Source organism: Plantactinospora solaniradicis (assembly GCF_042658085.1).
GTDB classification, from domain to species: domain Bacteria; phylum Actinomycetota; class Actinomycetes; order Mycobacteriales; family Micromonosporaceae; genus Plantactinospora; species Plantactinospora solaniradicis.
Window position 1 is genome coordinate 497,577 of the sequence record NZ_JBHSPR010000007.1, and the last position, 18,702, is coordinate 516,278.

The window sequence follows — 18,702 nt, forward strand, 5'->3', positions numbered from 1 at the left end:
GCCGCTCTTGTCGAAAACAACACGGTCACCGTTCTGCGCTCCGCAAGCACGACGCGCATTCCCCGACTGGGCAGGCATACCGAATCGCGCCGCTTGGCCGCGGACCACCGCGAAGTCGAACGTGGCCTTCGAATTGAAGAATGATTTATCGAAACCGTTGCCATGGTCACATGGCGCAGGGTAGGCAGCAACAGGTTGCCACCGGCCCCCCATCGCCGCCCCACGAAAGCGCCAGTTCCGGCGGACCCGTCGGCTCCTCCGGGTCGTGACTGGCCTCCAACCTCCCACCGTTGCCCCCAATGCCCTGTACCGTGCCGAAACGAGACGCAGCCGCCGGAACGACCGGTCCCACTGCGATCGCCACCAGCCAGGGGCGCAGGGAAGGGAGGTGGCCGATGAGTCCTCGCTTCGAGGAGATCGACTGGCGCGAAACACCGATGGGCGCCATCAGTCTGCGGCGCCGGCGGGATCCAGCGCTCGACATCGACGTATACGAGATCAAACTCAACGACGAGTACCTGATGTCAAGCCTGTTCACGGTGGCCGAGATCGAACTCGCGCGGCTCGGCCTGGCAGCGCTGCGCGGCACTGATCTTGATGTCGTCGTCGGCGGTCTCGGCCTGGGTTACACCGCCGCGGCCGTGCTCGAGGACCCGCGCGTGCGTACGCTCACGGTGGTGGAGGCGCTCGGCGAGGTGATCGACTGGCACCGGCGGGAGTTGCTGCCGCTCGCCTCCCGGCTCACCCTGGACCCGCGGAGCCACCTCGTCCAGGGCGACTTCTTCGCGATGGTGAACGACGCCGACGGCTTCGATCCCCGTACGCCGGGCCGGCGCTTCCACGCCATCCTGGTCGACATCGACCACACCCCACGGCACGTCCTGCATCCGAGCCACGCCGCGTTCTACACAACCGACGGGCTGCGCCGGCTCGCCGCCCACCTCCACCCGGAGGGCGTGTTCGCGCTCTGGTCGGACGATCCGCCCGACGAGGAACTCGACGCCACGCTCGCCGAGGTGTTCGACAGCGCGCAGTCACACCTCGTCAGGTTCCGTAACCACCTGCACGGCGGCGAGGCGGCCAACACCGTCTACGTCGCGAGCCGCCGGCCGTAGCGGGCGGGCGGCCTCGGCGAGATGACCGACGGCCGCCCATCGCCCTCGGATCGTGGGCCGGCTACCTCGGCTGGGTCCGGTCGGGCCCGACGACCTCGTACGTCGCCGAGTCGAAGTCGGCGAACCCGCCGTCGGCCCCCAGGTCCTGCACCCACAGGCCAACGAAGGCGCCGGTGAAGCCCCACGCGGCTGGCTCACCTTCCACCAGGTGTGACGTGTACTCGTCGGAGAGGATCGTCGCGTCCAACTCGACGGGCAGCTCGCGCCAGTCGTCGCCGGCCCCGGCCGAGTCGCTGCCCTCGACCGGTTCGGCCGGAGCGCCGGCCCCGACAGGCTCGGCCGGCGGGCGCAACGAGTAGGCGAACCTGACGACCGGGCCGTCGAACCGGACCCGCAGGCGCACCCGGTCGACTCCGGTGACGTCGATCCGGCAGTCGGGGTGCAGGGTCCGCTTACCGGTGTCGCACGACATCACCTCGAGTATCCGTCGACCCTCGTCGTCCACCGTCAGGTACGCGTAGTGCCAGTTGCGGGTGTTGTAGTACGCGGTGACGCCGGCGAGCTGCCGGAAGGTGGCCGGATGGAACTCCATCGTGGTCTCGAAGACGCAGTGCGGGTCGGTCACCCGACGGGCCACCAGGCTGGGGCGCTGCCGGCCGACCGGGGACTGCCCGCCGTAGATTCGCAGATGCGACTTCCTGGCGGTGAGCTGCACCCAGTCGGACGTGGCCGGACGGCGCAGGGTCGACCAGTCGGGGCCGAGTACCGGCAAATCGAAGTCGTCGTGCTCGTCGTGCTGGTCGGGCCGGACCGCGCCCGCCGTCACGCCGGTCGGCGCCGGCACGGTCTCGGACGGTAGGCCGCCCTCGATGCGCGGCCAGTCGCCCGGCTCCCACGTCACCGCCTGGATCGCCGTTTCCCGGCCGAGCACGCACCGGCCGAGTGGGGTGTACGGCCGCGCCGCCAGGTGGGCCAGATACCACTGCCCGTCCGGCGTGGACACCAAACTGCCGTGTCCCGCCTTCTGGAGGGTCAGGTCGGGATGCCCGAAGGAGGTCAGCAGCGGCCCGTCGGGGTCCACTTCGTACGGACCGTACAGCGACCGGGACCGCGCCACCGTGACCTGGTGTGGCCAACTGGTTCCGCCCTCGGCGGTGACCAGGTAGTACCAGCCGTCCTCGCGGTAGAGCCGGGGTGCCTCGGTCAGCCCGGTCGAGGTTCCCTCGAAGATCAGCCGCTCGTCACCGATCAGCTTGCCCGCCGCCCGGTCGTACGCCTGGATCTGGATGCCGGCGAAGGGTTCCCGCCCCGGCCGCCAGTCGGAGGCCATGGTCAGCAGCCAACTCGTACCGTCCGTGTCGTGGAACAGTGACGGGTCGAAGCCACGGGCGTGCAGCGCCACCGGGTCGGACCACGGGCCGGCCAGGTCGGTGGCGCTGACGACGTAGTTCTGGGAGTCCCAGTAACCGCTCGCGAAGCTGGAGACGTCGGTGTACACGAGGTAGAACACCCCGTCGACATAGCTCAGGTCGGGGGCCCAGACACCGGCCGAGTCCGCGGCACCGCCCAGGTCGAGCAGTCGCCGCTCGGTGAGGATGCCGCCGAGCGGGCGCCAGTGCACCAGGTCGGTGGAGTGGTGTACCCGTACGCCCGGGTACCACTCGAAGGTCGAGGTGGCGATGTAGTAGTCCGCATCGACCCGGAGGATGCAGGGATCCGGGTTGAAGCCTGGCAACACCGGGTTGCGGATCAGCCCGCCCTCGCCCGGATCTGTTCCGGCGCTTCTGGTCACGGATGTCATGTCGTCCTCCCCATGGCGGTGAGATTTCCGCTCCGGTCAGTCCGGCTGGCGCAGAGATTCACGTCGGTAACCCTAGGCTGCGTTTCGTAAGTAGGGGTGGAGCCACTCGTTGATCGCCGCGAGGTGGACGGTGGCCTGGTACCGGACGGCGAGTTTGTCGAAGCGGGTGGCGACGGCCCGGTTGCGTTTGAGCCGTACGATGTGCCGATCCCGTCGCCGGATTGGTCCTCACTCGACGATCCCCTCGGATAGGAGCCTGGCCATGGTCGACCCGGATTCCGAACTCGGCTCGAAGCTCGAGCTTGAGGTGCCGCACGCGGCACGGATCTGGAACTACTGGATGGGTGGCAGGGACAACTTCCCCGCCGACCGGGCCGCCGGAGCCGCCGTGGCCGAGGTGTACCCGGAGATCGTCGTCATGGCACGGCAGTCCCGGCGGTTCCTCATCCGTGCCGTGCGTTTCCTGGCCGCCGAGGCGGGCATCCGGCAGTTCCTCGATGTCGGGACCGGCCTGCCCACCATGCAGAACACCCACGAGGTCGCGCAGAAGATCGCGCCCGAGTCCCGGATCGTCTACGTCGACAACGACCCGATGGTGCTGGTGCACGCTCGTGCCCTGCTCGCCGGCACCACCGCCGAGGGGCTGACCACCTACGTGCACGCCGACTACCACGACCCGGAGAAGATCCTCGCCGAGGCGACGAAGGCGCTGGACTTCAAGGAACCGGTCGCGGTGATGTTCATGGGCGTGCTGGGCTACGAGCCCGACCTCGACGTGGTGCGTTCCATCGTGGGACGGATGATGAGCGTCGCCGCTTCCGGCAGCCACCTGGTGCTGTGGGACAGCAGCGACACCAGTCCGGCAGTGGTCGACGGTGCCGACAAGCTGGTGGAGAGCGGCGGCGTTCCGTACATCCTGCGCAGTCCCGACGAACTCGCCGGGTGGTTCGAGGGGCTGGCGATGGTGGAGCCCGGCCTGGTACCGGTCACGCAGTGGCGTCCGGACGACCTCCACGCCGAACACATCGATGCCTACGGTGCCGTGGCCCGCAAGCCCTGACCGATCGGCGTCCACGAACGGCGTTTCCGGCGTATACGTCACCTGCCTGGCCTGCCGCGAGTACGCCCAGCGTCGGTACCTCGAACTGGCCGGGTACGTCGAACGACTGCCCCACGTACCGGGCACGAGCGCCGACATCAGAGAACGAGCGGCTCGGACCAACGAGCAGTACCTCGACATCGCCCGACGATTCGCCGAACCGCAGACCTGAGCCGTCCGCCCGCGATCCCCGCCGACCGTCCATAGCTGGTGTGGTCAGGGTTCGATGGGCGTTGCCGGTGGCCGCAGCACGCAGAACTCGTTGCCGTCGGGATCGGCAAGGACGTGCCACGCCCAGCCGTCTTCCTCGACGGGGCCCCCGGTGATGCACCGCGCCCCCAGCGACAACAGCCTGACCACCTCCGCCTCCAGGTCGGGAACGCGCAGGTCCAGGTGCATCCTGTTCTTTTGCGCCTTCGGCTCGGGAACCCGCTGCAACAGCAGCTCGACGCCGTTCCCGTCCGGGGGTAGCAGCCGCCGGTAACGCCCCGGCGAGAGCGGTTCGGCGGTGTACCCGAGTGCGCCGGACCAGAACGCCCCCGAGCGGGCCAGATCGGCACAGTCCAGGACCACCGCCAGGACGACGTCATTCCGTCCACCGAAACGAGTAGGCCCGCCAGTCATGGCAGCAGGCTATGCGACGACCGCACCAGCCGCGTTGCGGATGGCACCGCCCGGATGCCGGTAGGCTCCCTGATCATGGACGCCTCGGCCTGGGACCGGCGCTACGCCGAATCCGAACTGCTCTGGAGCGCCGAGCCCAACCGGTTCGTCGCCGCCGAACTGGCCGACCTGGCACCGGGCCTCGTCCGGGCGCACCGGCCGGCGCCATGACCACGCTGCGGGCGGTGACCGGCCCCGAGGCGCTGACGGTCCGGGACCAACTGGTCGAGACGTACGCGGCGGTGTTCTGCGCGCCGCCGTGGAACGAGTCCGCCGAGCGGGCGGCCCGGTTCGGGGACCTGCTGGTCGGCTGGGCGGGGCAGCCCGGCTTCGTCGCCGTACTGGCCGGGGACGACCGCAGAGTCACCGGGTTCGCACTCGGGCTGGACACCCCGACCCCGTTCCCCGCCGACCGGGCCTACGGCAGCGTCCGGAACATCCTCGGGCCGGCCGTCGAGCCGTTCTCCGGCTGGCTGGAGGTCGCCGAACTCGCCGTACGCCCGGATGCCCGGCGGGCCGGTCTCGGTCGCCGGCTGCTGGCCACGTTGACCGGCGACCGGCCGTCGTGGCTGCTGACCGTCACCGAGGTCGAGGGCACGCTGGCCTTCTACGACGCGGCCGGCTGGCTGCGCCAGGGAGCCGGATACGGCATCACGGTCTACACCAACCGACCGCTGCCGACGCCGACCCGGCCGGGCTGAACCGGCGAATCCACTTGCCAGCCGAGGGTGCGGTCAGGAGTCTGGGTCGGGTGGAGCTGGCCTGCGACGAATCCGGCTCGGAGGGTGAACGGCTCCTCGGCGGCGTCACCGACGTGTTCGCGCACGCCAGTGTGCGGCTGACGAGCGAGTCGGCGACGGACTGCATAGCGGAACTGCGGAGCCGGATCCGTTCTCCGGCAACCGAGTACAAGGCCAACCACCTGCTCCGGGAGAAACACCGGCCGGTCCTCACCTGGCTGCTCGGGCCCACGGGACCGATCCACGGGCGCGCCCGGGTGCACCTGACCGAGAAGACGTTCTTCGTCGTACGCACGATGGTCAACCTGCTCGTCGACGACCTGGCGTACGCGGCGACCCTCGGGTTGCGGCAGGGTCAGCCGGCCGGGGCGATGGCCGCCACGCTCTACCGGGAGGGTTCGCCGACGTTCGGGCGGGGCCACTGGGAGACCTTCCTGGAATCGTTCAACTACCTGCTGCGGCCCAGAAACCGTCGGGGCGTACGGGTTTCCGTCGACGCCTTCTACGACCTCGTCGACCTGCTGCGCTCGGCCGGCACCGGCAGCCCGGTCGAGGAGATCATCGGACTGCTTCCAGCGGCGCGACCGCGGATGGAGGTCCTGCTGGCGCGGCTGCGCGACAATCCCAGGGCGGTGCCGGCGCTGAACCCCATGCTGCCGGCCATCGTCTCGGCCGTCACGCACTGGGGCGCGGGCGGCGAGCCGGTCTCGATCGTCCATGACACGCAGTCGGCGCTGACGGCCGAGTGCGTCGCCGAACTTCAGGAGGTGTTCGGCAAGCCCGACCCCACGCCGGCCCGCTACGCACCAGCGGGCCGGTTGACCAGCCTGACGTTCGTCGACTCGCACCTGGAGCCCCGGGTACAGGTCGCCGACTTCCTCGCCGGTACGGCCCGGAAGATCGCATCGGAGGAGCTGCACGGTCGGGGCGACGCCGAACTCACCGCCCTACTCCGGCCGTACGTCGATCCGGGCTCGATCTGGGGCGACGAGGCGAGTTGGTTCCGGCTGGCACCGCCCGGGGGTCCCGGGACCGCTGGGTGACGACGACACAGCCGAGGACGAGGAGCGCGGCGCCGATCGCCGGAAGTGTCACCGGTTCGGCGAGGAGCAGGGCCGACCAGCCGAGGGTGAGTACGGGCTGGGCGAGCTGGATCTGGCCCACCTGCGCCACGCCGCCTCGGGCCAGTCCGGCGTACCAGGCGAAGAAGCCGAGGAACATCGACACGACGGTGACGTACCCGAAGCCGAGCCAGGCCTCGGTGCCGGCGGCCGGGGGCCGGGCGAGGAGCGCGACGGCGGTGATCGGCACGGTCAGTGGCAGGGACAGGACGAGGGCCCAGCAGATCGTCCTGGCGCCGCCGAGGTCGCGGGCCAGCGCGCCGCCCTCGGCGTACCCGAGCCCGCAGAGCGCCACGGCCGCGAGCAGGAACAGGTCGGCGGGTTCCACCGCTCCCGAGGCGGAGCCGCTGAGGACCAGGAAGACGAGTACCGCGGCCAGGCCGCCTCCGCTGGCCGCCCAGAACAGCGGTGCCGGCCGCTCCCCCGCGCGCAGCACCGCGAACACGGCGGTGACGGCCGGCAGTACCGCGATGACCACCGCGCCGTGTGCCGCCGTCTGGGTCGTGAGCGCGAGCGAGGTGAACAGCGGGAACCCGACCACCACTCCGGCGGCGACGATCGCGAGTCGGCGCCACTGTGTCGCGGTGGGCCGGGGCGCCCCGACCAGGCGGAGGTACGCCGAGGCCAGCAGTCCGGCGCCGACGGCCCGACCGAAGGCGACCAGCCAGGGATCGAGTTCGCCGACGGCGACCTGGGTCGCGGGCAGCGACATGCTGAAGGCGAGTACGCCCAGGGCGCCGAGCGCGCTACCCGTTACTCGATCGGAGGCGGTAGCGCTACTATGTCTCTTCATGGAAGACGATAACGCAGCCGTACGCGTTATCCAAGATCTTCGGAATCTCACCGCCTCCCGCGCCCCCGGGACGCGCCTGCCGTCGGTGCGGGAGTTGACCGCACGCCACCACGCCTCACCGGTGACCGTGGCCCGGGCGGTACGCCGGCTGGTCGGTGAGGGACTGATCGAGGCCGTACCCGGCAAGGGCACCTTCGTGGCCGCTCGCCCGGAACACCGCCCACCCGCGCCCGACCTGTCCTGGCAGGCCATCGCGCTCGGCCCCCGGCCCGCCGGTGAGGAGGCGATGCAGGCCCTGCTCGCCATTCCACGCCCGGACGCGATCCCGCTGTCCAGCGGCTACCTCGACGCGGACCTGCAACCCGCCACCGCACTCGGCACCGCGCTGGCCCGGGCCGCCCGGCAGCCGAGCACGTGGCAGCGCGGCCCGGTGCAGGGCCGCGCGGACCTGCGGGCCTGGTTCGCCCGCGAGGCCGGCGGAGCCCTGCACGCCGACGACATGGTGATCTGCCCCGGTGGGCAGGCCGCCCTCTCCACCGCGTTCCGGGCGCTCGCCGCGCCCGGCGAACCGATCCTGGTGGAGTCGCCGACCTACCTCGGCGCACTCGCGGCCGCGCGGGCCGCCGGTCTGCGGGTGATCCCGGTACCCGCCGACGCCGACGGTGTCCGGCCCGACCTGCTCGGCACGGCCCTGACCCGCACCGGCGCCCGGCTCTGCTACTGCCAGCCGCTGCACGCGAACCCGCACGGTGCGATCCTCTCGCCGCGGCGACGCGGCGCGGTGGCCGAAGCGGTCCGGGCCGCCGGAGCCTTCCTCCTGGAGGACGACTACGCCCGGGACCTGACCATCGACGGCAGCCCACCGCCCCCGATGGCCGCCGACGACCCGGACGGACACGTCGTCTACCTGCGGTCGTTGACGAAATCCGCCGCACCCGGCCTCCGGGTGGCGGCCATCGGTGCCCGGGGCGCCGCAGGTGCCCGGCTGCGCGCGGCCCGAACCCTCGACGACTTCTTCGTCGCCGGCCCCCTCCAGCAGGCGGCGCTCGACTTCGTCACCTCACCGGCCTGGGCACGGCACCGACGCACCCTGCGCTCCGCGCTGGAGTCCCGCCGCGACGCGCTGCTCGCCGCCCTGCGCCGCCACCTGCCGGAGTTCGTTCCGCCCACGCCGCCACGAGGCGGTCTCCACCTCTGGATCCGGCTCCCCGACGACCTCGACGACGTCGAACTCGCCGCCGAGGCCGCCGCCGAACAGGTGGTCGTCTTTCCCGGACGCCCCTGGTACGCCACCGAACCAGCGGCCCCACACCTGCGCCTGACCTATGCCGCCGCCCCGCCGCCCCTGCTCGACGAAGGCGTACGCCGGCTCGCCCGCGCCGTCGCCGCGCTGCGGCTCCGTTCCTGACCGGCGCCCTCGGACGTGACAACCCCTGGCATCCGGCGCACTGACGTGGCTCTCCCCGACACCGTCAGTCGCAACCCAGCGGTGGATCGGCCCGTGGCCAAGCCTCTACCCGGCGCGGATCCTCGGTGACCAGATAGGCGGTCGACTCCCGGTCGCTCTCGGCGAGCCACAGCGCCGTGCCGTCCCGCTCGTACCCGGTCGGTTTCGCGTCCTCCGGAAGCGCGACGCCGGTCCGGAACGCGAGTCGAAGCGCCTCCTGGCCGAGCACGCCCTCCGGATCCCGCACGTACTGCGCGGACTTCGGCTGGCCTTCCGGAGCCGAATAGATGGGCCAGGAGATCTGGAGGAACCGGGCCCGCTGCCACTCACAGTGACCGGGGCCGTCGTTGGTCGAGATCACGTCGATGCTGACCGTTTCCCCGTTCCGCGTCCACGACTCGGCCGGCGCCGACGGTGCCGTACGGACACAGCCGGCGAGTGCCGTGGTCGCGAGCACCGCCCAGAGCGCGGCAACCACAAGGGATCGACGAGAGTTACGCCCCATACCCGACCCTAACCCCGCCCGGCCCGCTGTCCGACCCGCGCGTCGCACGGGGGCGGCGACGCCCGACGGCGCGACACGTCGACGGATCGGCTCGCTACGGGTTCCCCACGATGCGGTTCTCCCAGGCCCAGGCCGCGATCTCGACCCGGTTGCGTACGCCGAGCTTCGTCTGGATGCCGGACACGTGGCTCTTGACCGTACTCACCGAGATGAACAACTCGGCCGCGATCTCCTGGTTCTTACGGCCTCGGGCGATGGCCCGGACGACCTCGGTCTCCCGTTCCGACAGCGGACGCCCCGGCACGCGCGCCGATGGTGCTCCGACGGCCGTCAGGTGGCGCAGCAGCCGCAGGGTTATCGACGGCGAGACCAGGGCGTCACCGACGTTCGCGGCACGGACGGCCTCGACGAGCAGCGCGGGTCCGGCATCCTTCAGGACGAAGCCGACCGCGCCGCCGCGCAGCGCGCCGTAGACGTACTCGTCGAGGTCGAAGGTGGTCACCACGATCACCCGGAGCGGGTTGGGGTTCCCGGGGCCGGCGAGGGCGCGGGTGACCTCGATTCCGTCGAGGCGGGGCATCCGGATGTCCACGAGACACACGTCCGGACGCAGCCGTCGGGCCAGCTCGATCGCCTCGACCCCGTCCGACGCCTCGGCGACGACGCTGATGTCGGGCTGGTCCTCCAGGATGAACCGCAGACCGCTGCGGACCATCGCCTGGTCGTCGGCGAGCAGGACACTGATGGTCATCGGGACTCCGGGGCGGGCAGGGTGGCCAGTACCGACCAGCCGACCCCGGGACGCGGGCCGGCGCAGAGCGTGCCGCCGAGGGTCTCGACGCGTTCGCGCATGCCGATCAGGCCGTACCCGCCACGGTGGTGGTAGCGGGCCGGGGCGGGTGGCGCGTCGTCGACGACCTCGACGGTGATGGCCCGGGGATCCTGGGCGATGCTGACGGTGACCGAGTGGGCCTGCGGGGCATGCCGGGAGATGTTGGTCAGCGACTCCTGGACGACCCGGTAGACGGTGCTGGTCACCTCGGGCGGCCAGGCGGACTCGTCGTCGGGCTGCCGCAGCCGCACCGTACGGCCGGGCCCGTCGAAGCGTTTGACGAGTTCGCTGAGCTGTTCCGGGCCGGGGCTGGCCGGGGCGGCGTCGTCGGCGTCCCGCAGCAGGCCGACGACGCGGCGCATCGCGGCGAGCGCGTCGGAGCCGGCCGCCTCGATGCCCGCCAGGGAGTCCTGCGCCTGTTCCGGGCGCTTCCGGGCGACGATCTGGGCGGCCTGGGCCTGGATCACGATGCCGGTGATGTGGTGGGCGACGACGTCGTGCAGCTCCCTGGCCAGGTCCAGCCGCTCCTCGCGACGTACCTGGTCGACGGTGGCCCGGCGACGGGCGTCGAGCAGCCGCAACGCCAGCCCGACCGCGACGGCGGCGAGCCATCCCGCCGCGTTCAGCCCGATCACGGCTCCGGAGGAGGCCGGCCGGACGCCGAGCCAGGTGCCGGCGACCACCGCGAGTCCGCCGGCCGCGACAGCGCCGGCCAACCGGACCGGAAGGGTTCTGACAGCCGATCCGAGCAGCACGGACAGGCCCAGGACCAGGGCGGGGCCGGGCTCGCCGGGCAGCTCGGCGAACCTGGCGACCAGGATGGCGACCGCGGCGACGACCAGGCCGGCGACCGCCGTCCAGGCCCGGTGCCGTCGGCGGAGCAGGGCGATCACACAGACCACCAACCCCGCGACGCACTCGAACTGCCAGTAGTCGCCGCCCCAGCTCTGCCTGATCGCGACCGCCTGGCCGACGAGCACCGCGCCGAACAGGGCGGCGAGTCCGGCGTCGACCGCGATCACGGTCCGCCCGGCCGCTCGCCTCCGCATCTTCACACCCGTCAGGCTAGGAGATCCCCCCGTGGTGCCGAACCGGTCAAAAGTACGGTCACCAGCGGCGCGAACCGTGCCGTGGACCGATGCCGGCGCCGGCCCGGCTGCACAGGATGAGCCGATGCGACACACCGATTCCTCTCCAGCGCTGCGCGCCGACGGCCTGACCAAGCGGTACGGCCGCCGCCCAGCGCTGACCGACTGTCATCTGGACATCCCCCGGGGCCGGGTCATCGGCCTGGTCGGCCCCAACGGGGCCGGCAAGTCGACGCTGCTGCAACTGGCCTGCGGGCTGATCACGCCGACCTCGGGCACACTCGAGGTGCTCGGTTCCCGGCCCGCCACGAACGCGGCCCAGTTGGCCAGGGTCGCGTTCGTCGCCCAGGACACCCCCGTGTACGCGGCGCTGACCGTCGCCGACCACCTGCGGATGGGGGCCAGGCTCAACCCGTCCTGGGACGCCGGTCTGGCGAGCCGCCGGATCGGTCAGATCGGGTTGGATCCGCGTCAGAAGGCGGGCCGGCTCTCCGGCGGCCAGCGGGCGCAGCTCGCCCTGACCCTCGCGGTCGCCAAGCGCCCCGAACTACTGATCTTCGACGAGCCGGCCGCGGCGCTCGATCCGCTGGCGCGGGACGGGTTCCTGCACAACCTGATGTCGTTCGTCGCCGAACTCGGTGCCAGCGCCGTGCTGTCGTCGCACCTGCTCGCCGACGTCGAGCGGGTCTGCGACTACCTGATCGTGCTGGGCGGCTCGCGAGTCCAGGTCGCCGGTGACGTCCGGGATCTGCTGGCCAGCCACTACCGGCTGGTCACCTCCCGGGACGGGCTCGACCGGCCGCCCATCGGGGCCGGCGTCGAGGTCGACCGGCTGCCCACCGGGGTCGAGGTCGTCCGGGTCGAGCGGACCGATCGGGGGCACAGCGTGGTCGTGCGTTCGGACGGTCCACGTCCGGCGGGGCCGTGGACGGTCGAGAGTCTCCAGCTGGAGGAGTTGGTGCTCAGTTATCTGAGCCGGGCGGCCGAGGTGTCCGCCACGGGCGCCAGGACGATGGCCGGGGAGGCCGCCCGATGATCTGGATGAGCTGGCGGCAGTTCCGTACCCAGGCGGTGGTGGGGGCCGTGGCCCTGACCGTGCTCGGGATCTATCTGCTGACCCTGGGCATGCAGATCCGGCACTCGTACGACGCCACCCTCGCCCTGTGTCCGGGCCGGGGCGACGGGTGCGCGGCACTGATGAACGAGTTCACGCAGCGCTACAGCACCCGGCTCTACCTGCTCGACGGCCTGCTCATCGCCGTTCCCGGGATCCTCGGAACCTTCTGGGGCGCGCCGCTGGTCGCCCGGGAACTGGAGGCGGGCACCCACCGGCTGGCCTGGAACCAGAGCCTGACCCGGCGCCGGTGGCTGGCGATCAAGCTGCTGGTCGTCGGCGTGGCCGGCATGGCAGCGACCGGACTGTTCAGTCTCCTGCTGACCTGGGCGGCCAGCCCGTACGACCAGGTGGCGGCGGACCGGTTCACGACACTGTTGTTCGGCACCCGCAACCTCGCCCCGGTCGCGTACGCGGCCTTCGCCGTCGTGCTCGGTGCGATCCTCGGGCTGACGATCCGCCGCACGGTGCCGGCGATGGCGCTCACCGTCGTGGTCTTCGCGGTGGCGCAGATCGTGATGCCGATGCTGGTCCGCCCGCACCTACGTCCGCCGGTCAGCGTCACGCAGCCGATGACCGCCGAGACGGTCCGGAACCTGAGTTCCATGAAGGCCGATGCCACCGTCAGGGGTGTGCAGATCCCCGACGCCTGGGTGGTGTCCCACGGCGAACTGCTGGACTCGGACGGCGAGCCGGTCGAGCCGACCCGGTACCACGAGTGCGTCCTGCTCGGCCCGGACGCGGTCCCGGAGTGCCTGGCCAGCCTCGACCTGCATGTCGAGGGTTCGTACCATCCGGCAGACCGCTACTGGTCGTTCCAGTGGCTCGAATCGGCCATCTTCCTGGCGCTCAGCGTGCTGCTGATGGGCTTCGGACTGTGGCGGGTCCAGGGGCGCTTCCGCTGACCTGACCACCGGGACCGGACGGCGCCGCAGCCTGCGGGCGCCGTCCGGTGCCGCTCCCCCGGACCGTCGGTCGCACCGCGCTACTCGCGCCGGGCAACGCCCTCGGAGTGCATCCCGGTCTGCTCCTCCATTGGGTTGTTGCGAAGTTCGTCGAGGGCGGTGTCGTCGGGGAACGGGCGGCGGGCCGGTGCGGGGTCCGGCGGAGCGGCGCCGGGGCCGGCCTCCGGGACCCGGGTCGGCTCCACCGGACCGAAGCCGTGCCGGCCCGATTCCGGCGACCAGGGGACCCCATCGTCGGCCCGCCGTTCGCCGCGCCGCCCGGGCGGCAGGCCGGCCTCCTCGCTGCCCTCGTCCAACGGTGAGTCCTCGGCGGCGCCCCACGGCGCGTCCCGATCCTCGGTGCCGCCGGTGGTTCCCCACGGCTGTACCGACTGTGGGCCACGGTTTCCCCCGGGCGCGGCGGTCTGCCCGTCGCCCGTGCCGTCCGGCTGGTCGATCGGCCCGAGCTGGCCGCTCGGTTCGGAGTCCACCGGTCGCTTCTTCGCGCTCATCCCCACCATCCTCGCTGCCGGGTCGTCCGGGCCGGACCGCCGGCGTTGGCCCGGCACGAATGGGTCTCTCGTGCGTACCGGCGTTCCCGTCCGACGGTCAGACATGCGGGCGATCGGCCACAGATCGACCCCGACCTGCGGCGGGACCGACAGATGGAAGAACTTTGGTTAGGCAAACCTAAGCTGTCTCGACTATGGTGTGGTCGCCCGGCCGGGAAGATCCAGAGTCGGGCCGCCGTCATCCCCACCGCCTGCGAACCTGGAGGACGAACGATGGGCCGTAGCCCCTCACCGCGACCACGAATGCGGCCCCGATTTCGGGTCACCGGCCTGCTGACGGCCGCGCTCCTCGCGCTCGCCGCGACCGCCTGCGGCGGGCCCGCCGACGAGGCCGGCGGGGCGCCGAGCGGTACACCGGACGCGGCGGCGTTCCCCGTCGACATCACCCACAAGTACGGCACCACCACCATCAAGGCCGAGCCCAAGCGCGTGGTGACGGTCGGCCTGGTCGAGCAGGACGCCCTGCTCGCCCTCGGCGTCGTCCCGGTGGCCACCACCGAGTGGCTCGGCGGATTCCCCGGCGCGATCGGGCCGTGGGCCAAGGACAGGCTCGGCGGCGCCGCCCTGCCGCAGGTACTCCAGGACACCGGGGACGGACCGCAGTTCGAGAAGATCGCGGCGCTGGCACCCGACCTCATCCTCGCGCTCTACTCCGGGCTGGACCAGAAGCAGTACGACACGCTGTCCAAGATCGCGCCAACGGTGGCCCAGCCGAAGGAACACGTCGACTACGGCGTGCCGTGGGACGTGCTGACCAGGACGGTCGGCAAGGCGGTGGGGCGCAGCGCCCAGGCCGAGCAGGTGGTCGGGGAGACCATGGCGCGGTTCGCCAAGGTACGGCAGGAGAACCCGAGATTCGTGGGTGCCGAGGCCGTGCTCGCCACCACCTACGAGGGCTACTTCGTCTACGGCACCCAGGACATCCGTACCCGCGTGATGGCCGAGCTGGGCTTCGCCTCGCCGCCCGACCTGGACAAGGTGATAGGCGACAAGTTCGGCGCCAACATCAGTGCCGAACGGGCCGAGCTGTTCGACGCCGACGTGGCGGTCTGGCTCACCACCGACCCCATCGCCGAGCGCGCGAAGCTGCACAAGGCCCCGGTCTACGGCGGCCTGGACGTGGTCAAGCAGGGCCGGGAACTCTACGTCGACGAGAACACCACGTACGGGCAGGGCATCTCGTTCGTCACGGTGCTCAGCCTGCCGTACGTGCTCGATCGCCTCGTACCGCAGCTCACCGCCGCCCTGGACGGGAACCCGGCGACCGAGGTGGCCCAGCCGGCCGCCGGGTAGCGCACGGCCGCGCCGTGGGGCCGGCTCCGCTGCGGTCCGGTCGGCCCTGCGGCATCGGAAGCCGGCCCCGACCGGTTCGGGTCAGGCCCGCATCACCGTCGCGATCGGGATGCGGGCAGCCCGGATCGCCGGGATCAGCCCGCCGAGCAGACCGGCGACGAGTCCGGCGATGATCCCGGCGACCCCGGCCCGCCACGGAAACACGACGTCGGCGAGGAACGGCACCTGGTCGCCGAGCAGGGTGCCGGCCGCCGTCAGCGCGAGCGCGGACGCCCCGATCGCGGCGGCTGCGGTGAGCAGGCCGGTCAGCAGGGTCTCCGCGAGCACGATGCCGGCCAGCAGCAACCTCGAGGTGCCGACCGCGCGTCGCAGCGCGAACTCCTCGACCCGCTCCCCTACGGTCGCCAGCCCGACGTTGAGGATGCCGGCCACGCCGATCAGCAGTACCAGGGCGGCCATGCCGAGGAAGATCCAGCGGATCATCGCCAGTTGCTCGGCGATGTCCTTGCGGGCCTGGACGGTTTCGAAGTGGACCTGGTCCGGAGGCATTCCGCTCGCGGCGAACCGCATCTGCAGCAACCGTTCCATGTCGCTCGCCGTCGGGGCCAGCATCACCTGGAGCCCCGGACCGTAGTTGCTGGCGCCGGTCGCGGCGGGCACCCAGTTCTGCAGTTCGTCGGCCCGGGTGTACGCGGTCGGCTGCCCGGTGCCGTCGTCGACCACGCCGATGATCCGGGGCGTCGGGTTGGCGGTCGCCCCCTCCGTCCAAAGCTCGGCCGGAACCTGGTGCCGACCGAAGCCCTTGGCGGCCTCGAGGTTGACCACCAGCCGGGGAGACAGCGACGGTTCCCCGGAGAAGTCCAGCCACTGCCCGGAGACCAGCCGGAATGGCTTGAACTGACGGATGTCACCGGTCAGCGTGTTGAGGGTCAACTCGATCGCCTGACCGGGTACCGGGCCGTCGGCCGTGTCGGAGCCGGACGACAACGGCCGGCAGTAGCCGTTCATGTCGCAGTACATCGCCCCGCCGTCCGGACCCGGCGGGTAGGGACCGCCACCGGGTTGGTCGAACGGGGATCCGCCCGGGTTGACCGGGGTGACCCCGGGCTCGCCGACAATCGCCTGTCGGGTGCCGATCGCGACGGCGTCCGACCGGCCCGTCAGGGTGTCGTTGCTGATCCGGACGGAGTCCGGGTTGCCCGGCAGATACGCCTGACGGGTGCCGTCCTTGCCGACCTGCAACTCCAGGTTGGCAAGCTCGGCGCGTTCGAGGGTCTCGGCCCCGGCCTGGACGACCACCACGGCGAGTACCCCGAGGAAGAGGCTCACCATCGACAGGAAGGTACGCATCTTGCGGGCCCGGATGCCCTGTAGTCCGATGATCACGGCGGACCGGAACCGCCCGGAGAGCCGGATCACCAGAACATCCCGTCCAGCCCGGCGTCGCCCCGCCCGGCCCTGTCCGCCGACGGAGGCCCGCCGGTCCCGTCCGACTCGGTCCCCGACACCGGTGCCGGCGCCACATCCGGCTCCGGCTCGGGCTGTGGCGGCGTACCCCTGGTGTCGATCGCCGGGTTGAGCGTTCCGTCGCTGAGCCGCAGCACCCGTTGCATCTTGTTGGCGTGGTCCCAGTCGTGGGTGACCAGGATCAGGCCGCAGCCCCGGTCGGTGGCCGCGCGCATCACCTCGATCACCAGGTTGCCGGTCTCGGTGTCCAGCGCGCCGGTGGGCTCGTCGGCCAACAGCAGGCGCGGTTCCCGGACCAGCGCCCGGGCCACCGCCACCCGCTGCTGTTCGCCGCCGGAGAGCCGGGCCGGCCGGTGTTTCGCCAGGTGGGCGATGCCGACCTGGTCGAGCGCCGCCAACGTCCGGGCCCGGCGCTTGCGGCGGGGCAGCCAGCCCTGCCCGTTGACCAGGGCCATCGCCACGTTCTGGGCGGCGGTAAGGTGCTTGAGCAGGAAGAAGCGCTGGAACACGAAACCGAACTCGGCGCTGCGCAGACCCGCGGCCCGGCGCTCCGCGACCCGGCTGATATCGCGGCCGCCCAACAGATAACGTCCACTGTCCGGCCGGTCGAAGAGGCCGATCAGGCTGAGCAGCGTGCTCTTGCCGGAACCCGACCGACCGAGAATCGCCACACTCTCACCACTGTCGACGGTCAGGTCGACGCCGTCGAGGATGGTACGCGGCGCCTGCTGCCCCTTCAGCGTCTTGGTGATGCCGCTGAGCTCCAGCAGCGCCGTCATTTGCCGCTCTTCGGATCGAGGGGCCCGCCCGGTTCGGCGGGTTTCGCGGACGGCAGGTCGGGGCCGGGCAGGGCGACCGTCTCCTCGCCGGTGAGACCCGACTTGATCTGCACGACCTTGCCGTCGCTCAGTCCGAGTACGACGTCCCGGGTCTCCCGGGTGCCGTCCGGTCCGACCACGTCCACCTTGCCCTTGCCCTGGCCACCCGCCACCGCCTCGACCGGCAGTACCAGTGCGTTCTTGGCCCGGGCGGTCACCACCTCGATCGTCGCGTTGGCGCCGTTGATCAGCTTCACCCCGGAGGGCGCCGTGCAGACCAGCCGCATTCCGGTCGGCTCCGAGGGCTCGATCGGCTGCCTCGGGTCCACCGGCACGGGCGGTGCCGACGGGTCGGCGGAGGGATCGACGGACGGCTCGGGAGTCGGGACCGTGCCGGCCGGCAGCGCGGCGATGGTGCCGAGGACCTTGCAGGCGAACGGCCCGGGGCCGTTCTTGATCTGGGCCTGCACGGTGGTGAGCGCATCCGAGATCTGGTACGCCTGGGAGCCGTCGATGTCGGCCACGAGCCCGTACCCGATCCGCTTCGCCGAGACCACCGGCATCCCAGTGGTCACCTTGGACCGGTCGTCCACCAGTCGACCGGCGAACACCGCGCCCGCCGGCACGTCGACCCGCTTCGACTTGCCCTTCGCCCAGACGCTGGCCACCCTCGTCGGTTTGGTCGGCGTGCTCTCCGGCGCTTCGACATCGCGGTACCGGATCTCCCCGGCCGACGGGGCCACCACCCCGAACACCGGGTTCATGGTGACCTTGCCGGACAGGCTCACCCGGTTGTCAAGGTCCTGGCGGGTCGGCTTCGCCGTGGTCATGGCCGTGCCACGTGGCGCGAGACCCGGGGTCTCCGCCTCCGGGGCCGACTCGCTGCAACCGGCGACGCTGGCCACCAGCACGAGGACACACGAACGCAGCAGTAGTCGCCTTCGCACCGGCACCCCTCACTGACTTTTGTCCGGACGGACATCTGACAAGACGCTGCGTGCCGGCAAAAGGTTGCGCCCGACACCGGACTATTCCGGCGACGACCGACAAGGCGGTGCTGCGGCGTCAACCGGTACGGTCACTGCGGTATCAAACCAGAACGGGCGCCCGGCCACGGACCCGCGTACCTCCACAGAACACCCGACGACGTCGCGCCTGACACGGGCGCCGACGTCCAAAGGCCGGACGGTCAGCGCTCGGCGGGGTCGTCGAAAGACTCCAACACGAGGGCGAGCATCCGGCGGCATGCCTCATCCTCGGTTCGGACGTGTTCACGCCTCCGGCATGGAC

The 18,702-nt window shown here is 71.5% G+C and carries 20 protein-coding genes and 1 pseudogene; 10 read left to right on the forward strand and 11 right to left on the reverse strand.

Annotated features, from left to right (window positions below; all coding sequences use genetic code 11):
• The first annotated feature begins 395 nt into the window (after nucleotides 1-395).
• A complete protein-coding gene (locus tag ACFP2T_RS08220; RefSeq protein WP_377419322.1) occupies nucleotides 396-1,115 on the forward strand; it encodes a spermidine synthase family protein in 720 nt (239 codons plus the stop codon).
• Nucleotides 1,116-1,176: 61 nt separating this feature from the next.
• On the opposite strand, the gene ACFP2T_RS08225 is transcribed toward ACFP2T_RS08220, so the two are convergent.
• Nucleotides 1,177-2,916, reverse strand: coding sequence for a glycoside hydrolase family 43 protein (locus ACFP2T_RS08225; protein ID WP_377419324.1), 1,740 nt, complete (start codon nucleotides 2,914-2,916; stop codon nucleotides 1,177-1,179).
• Nucleotides 2,917-2,988: 72 nt separating this feature from the next.
• A pseudogene (locus tag ACFP2T_RS48110) lies at nucleotides 2,989-3,117 on the reverse strand (IS5 family transposase); the annotation flags it as partial.
• A 61-nt stretch (nucleotides 3,118-3,178) separates the two neighbouring features.
• Between ACFP2T_RS48110 and ACFP2T_RS08230 the strand changes: the two are divergent.
• Both ACFP2T_RS08230 and ACFP2T_RS08235 read left to right on the forward strand, forming a co-directional pair.
• Nucleotides 3,179-3,976: an SAM-dependent methyltransferase gene (locus ACFP2T_RS08230; protein WP_377419326.1), complete on the forward strand. Its 798-nt coding sequence runs from the start codon at nucleotides 3,179-3,181 to the stop codon at nucleotides 3,974-3,976.
• Nucleotides 3,954-4,187, forward strand: a complete 234-nt coding sequence (locus ACFP2T_RS08235; protein WP_377419328.1) for a hypothetical protein — start codon at nucleotides 3,954-3,956, stop codon at nucleotides 4,185-4,187. The genes ACFP2T_RS08230 and ACFP2T_RS08235 overlap by 23 nt, the downstream gene beginning before the upstream one ends.
• 44 nt (nucleotides 4,188-4,231) lie before the next feature.
• Here the strand turns inward: ACFP2T_RS08235 and ACFP2T_RS08240 are convergent, their stop codons facing one another.
• Nucleotides 4,232-4,639, reverse strand: coding sequence for a VOC family protein (locus tag ACFP2T_RS08240; protein ID WP_377419330.1), 408 nt, complete (start codon nucleotides 4,637-4,639; stop codon nucleotides 4,232-4,234).
• 75 nt (nucleotides 4,640-4,714) lie between these two features.
• Here ACFP2T_RS08240 and ACFP2T_RS08245 point away from each other — a divergent pair, with 75 nt between their 5' ends.
• Genes ACFP2T_RS08245 through ACFP2T_RS08255 form a run of 3 tightly spaced genes read left to right on the forward strand, consistent with a single transcriptional unit; the run spans nucleotide 4,715 to nucleotide 6,461 of the window.
• The gene (locus ACFP2T_RS08245; RefSeq protein WP_377419332.1) at nucleotides 4,715-4,849 is read left to right on the forward strand and encodes a hypothetical protein; all 135 of its coding nucleotides are present in this window, start codon (nucleotides 4,715-4,717) and stop codon (nucleotides 4,847-4,849) included.
• Complete coding sequence (locus tag ACFP2T_RS08250; protein ID WP_377419333.1) at nucleotides 4,846-5,379, forward strand: GNAT family N-acetyltransferase; 534 nt, start codon at nucleotides 4,846-4,848, stop codon at nucleotides 5,377-5,379. Before ACFP2T_RS08245 ends, ACFP2T_RS08250 begins: the two co-directional genes overlap by 4 nt.
• A gap of 50 nt (nucleotides 5,380-5,429) precedes the next feature.
• The gene (locus ACFP2T_RS08255) at nucleotides 5,430-6,461 is read left to right on the forward strand and encodes a DUF3800 domain-containing protein (protein WP_377419335.1); all 1,032 of its coding nucleotides are present in this window, start codon (nucleotides 5,430-5,432) and stop codon (nucleotides 6,459-6,461) included.
• Here ACFP2T_RS08255 and ACFP2T_RS08260 read toward each other — a convergent pair.
• Nucleotides 6,358-7,332: a DMT family transporter gene (locus ACFP2T_RS08260; RefSeq protein WP_377419336.1), complete on the reverse strand. Its 975-nt coding sequence runs from the start codon at nucleotides 7,330-7,332 to the stop codon at nucleotides 6,358-6,360. The two genes, ACFP2T_RS08255 and ACFP2T_RS08260, sit on opposite strands and share 104 nt — an antisense overlap.
• On the opposite strand from ACFP2T_RS08260, the gene ACFP2T_RS08265 reads away from it, so the two are divergent.
• Entirely contained in the window at nucleotides 7,331-8,740 is a 1,410-nt protein-coding gene (locus ACFP2T_RS08265; RefSeq protein ID WP_377419338.1) for an aminotransferase-like domain-containing protein, read from the forward strand. The genes ACFP2T_RS08260 and ACFP2T_RS08265 overlap by 2 nt on opposite strands.
• A gap of 64 nt (nucleotides 8,741-8,804) precedes the next feature.
• Here the strand turns inward: ACFP2T_RS08265 and ACFP2T_RS08270 are convergent, their stop codons facing one another.
• The 3 genes from ACFP2T_RS08270 to ACFP2T_RS08280 form a co-directional block, all read right to left on the reverse strand.
• Complete coding sequence (locus ACFP2T_RS08270; protein ID WP_377419340.1) at nucleotides 8,805-9,284, reverse strand: hypothetical protein; 480 nt, start codon at nucleotides 9,282-9,284, stop codon at nucleotides 8,805-8,807.
• Between the two features lie 94 nt (nucleotides 9,285-9,378).
• On the reverse strand, nucleotides 9,379-10,035 hold the full coding sequence (locus tag ACFP2T_RS08275) for a response regulator (RefSeq protein ID WP_377419342.1): 657 nt from the start codon (nucleotides 10,033-10,035) through the stop codon (nucleotides 9,379-9,381).
• Nucleotides 10,032-11,165 (reverse strand): sensor histidine kinase, encoded by a 1,134-nt coding sequence (locus tag ACFP2T_RS08280; protein ID WP_377419344.1) that lies wholly within the window; start codon nucleotides 11,163-11,165, stop codon nucleotides 10,032-10,034. The genes ACFP2T_RS08275 and ACFP2T_RS08280 overlap by 4 nt, the downstream gene beginning before the upstream one ends.
• A gap of 124 nt (nucleotides 11,166-11,289) precedes the next feature.
• On the opposite strand from ACFP2T_RS08280, the gene ACFP2T_RS08285 reads away from it, so the two are divergent.
• Complete coding sequence (locus tag ACFP2T_RS08285) at nucleotides 11,290-12,240, forward strand: ABC transporter ATP-binding protein (RefSeq protein ID WP_377419346.1); 951 nt, start codon at nucleotides 11,290-11,292, stop codon at nucleotides 12,238-12,240.
• On the forward strand, nucleotides 12,237-13,223 hold the full coding sequence (locus tag ACFP2T_RS08290; RefSeq protein WP_377419348.1) for an ABC transporter permease subunit: 987 nt from the start codon (nucleotides 12,237-12,239) through the stop codon (nucleotides 13,221-13,223). The genes ACFP2T_RS08285 and ACFP2T_RS08290 overlap by 4 nt, the downstream gene beginning before the upstream one ends.
• 80 nt (nucleotides 13,224-13,303) lie before the next feature.
• On the opposite strand, the gene ACFP2T_RS08295 is transcribed toward ACFP2T_RS08290, so the two are convergent.
• Nucleotides 13,304-13,774 (reverse strand): hypothetical protein, encoded by a 471-nt coding sequence (locus tag ACFP2T_RS08295; protein ID WP_377419350.1) that lies wholly within the window; start codon nucleotides 13,772-13,774, stop codon nucleotides 13,304-13,306.
• Between the two features lie 303 nt (nucleotides 13,775-14,077).
• On the opposite strand from ACFP2T_RS08295, the gene ACFP2T_RS08300 reads away from it, so the two are divergent.
• Entirely contained in the window at nucleotides 14,078-15,127 is a 1,050-nt protein-coding gene (locus tag ACFP2T_RS08300) for an iron-siderophore ABC transporter substrate-binding protein (protein ID WP_377419351.1), read from the forward strand.
• Between the two features lie 81 nt (nucleotides 15,128-15,208).
• On the opposite strand, the gene ACFP2T_RS08305 is transcribed toward ACFP2T_RS08300, so the two are convergent.
• The 3 genes from ACFP2T_RS08305 to ACFP2T_RS08315 are packed head-to-tail and all read right to left on the reverse strand — an operon-like array spanning nucleotide 15,209 to nucleotide 18,359.
• The gene (locus ACFP2T_RS08305; RefSeq protein WP_377419353.1) at nucleotides 15,209-16,546 is read right to left on the reverse strand and encodes an ABC transporter permease; all 1,338 of its coding nucleotides are present in this window, start codon (nucleotides 16,544-16,546) and stop codon (nucleotides 15,209-15,211) included.
• The gene (locus ACFP2T_RS08310; RefSeq protein ID WP_377419355.1) at nucleotides 16,543-17,373 is read right to left on the reverse strand and encodes an ABC transporter ATP-binding protein; all 831 of its coding nucleotides are present in this window, start codon (nucleotides 17,371-17,373) and stop codon (nucleotides 16,543-16,545) included. The genes ACFP2T_RS08305 and ACFP2T_RS08310 overlap by 4 nt, the downstream gene beginning before the upstream one ends.
• Nucleotides 17,370-18,359, reverse strand: a complete 990-nt coding sequence (locus ACFP2T_RS08315) for an efflux RND transporter periplasmic adaptor subunit (protein ID WP_377419357.1) — start codon at nucleotides 18,357-18,359, stop codon at nucleotides 17,370-17,372. Before ACFP2T_RS08315 ends, ACFP2T_RS08310 begins: the two co-directional genes overlap by 4 nt.
• Nucleotides 18,360-18,702: the final 343 nt, after the last annotated feature.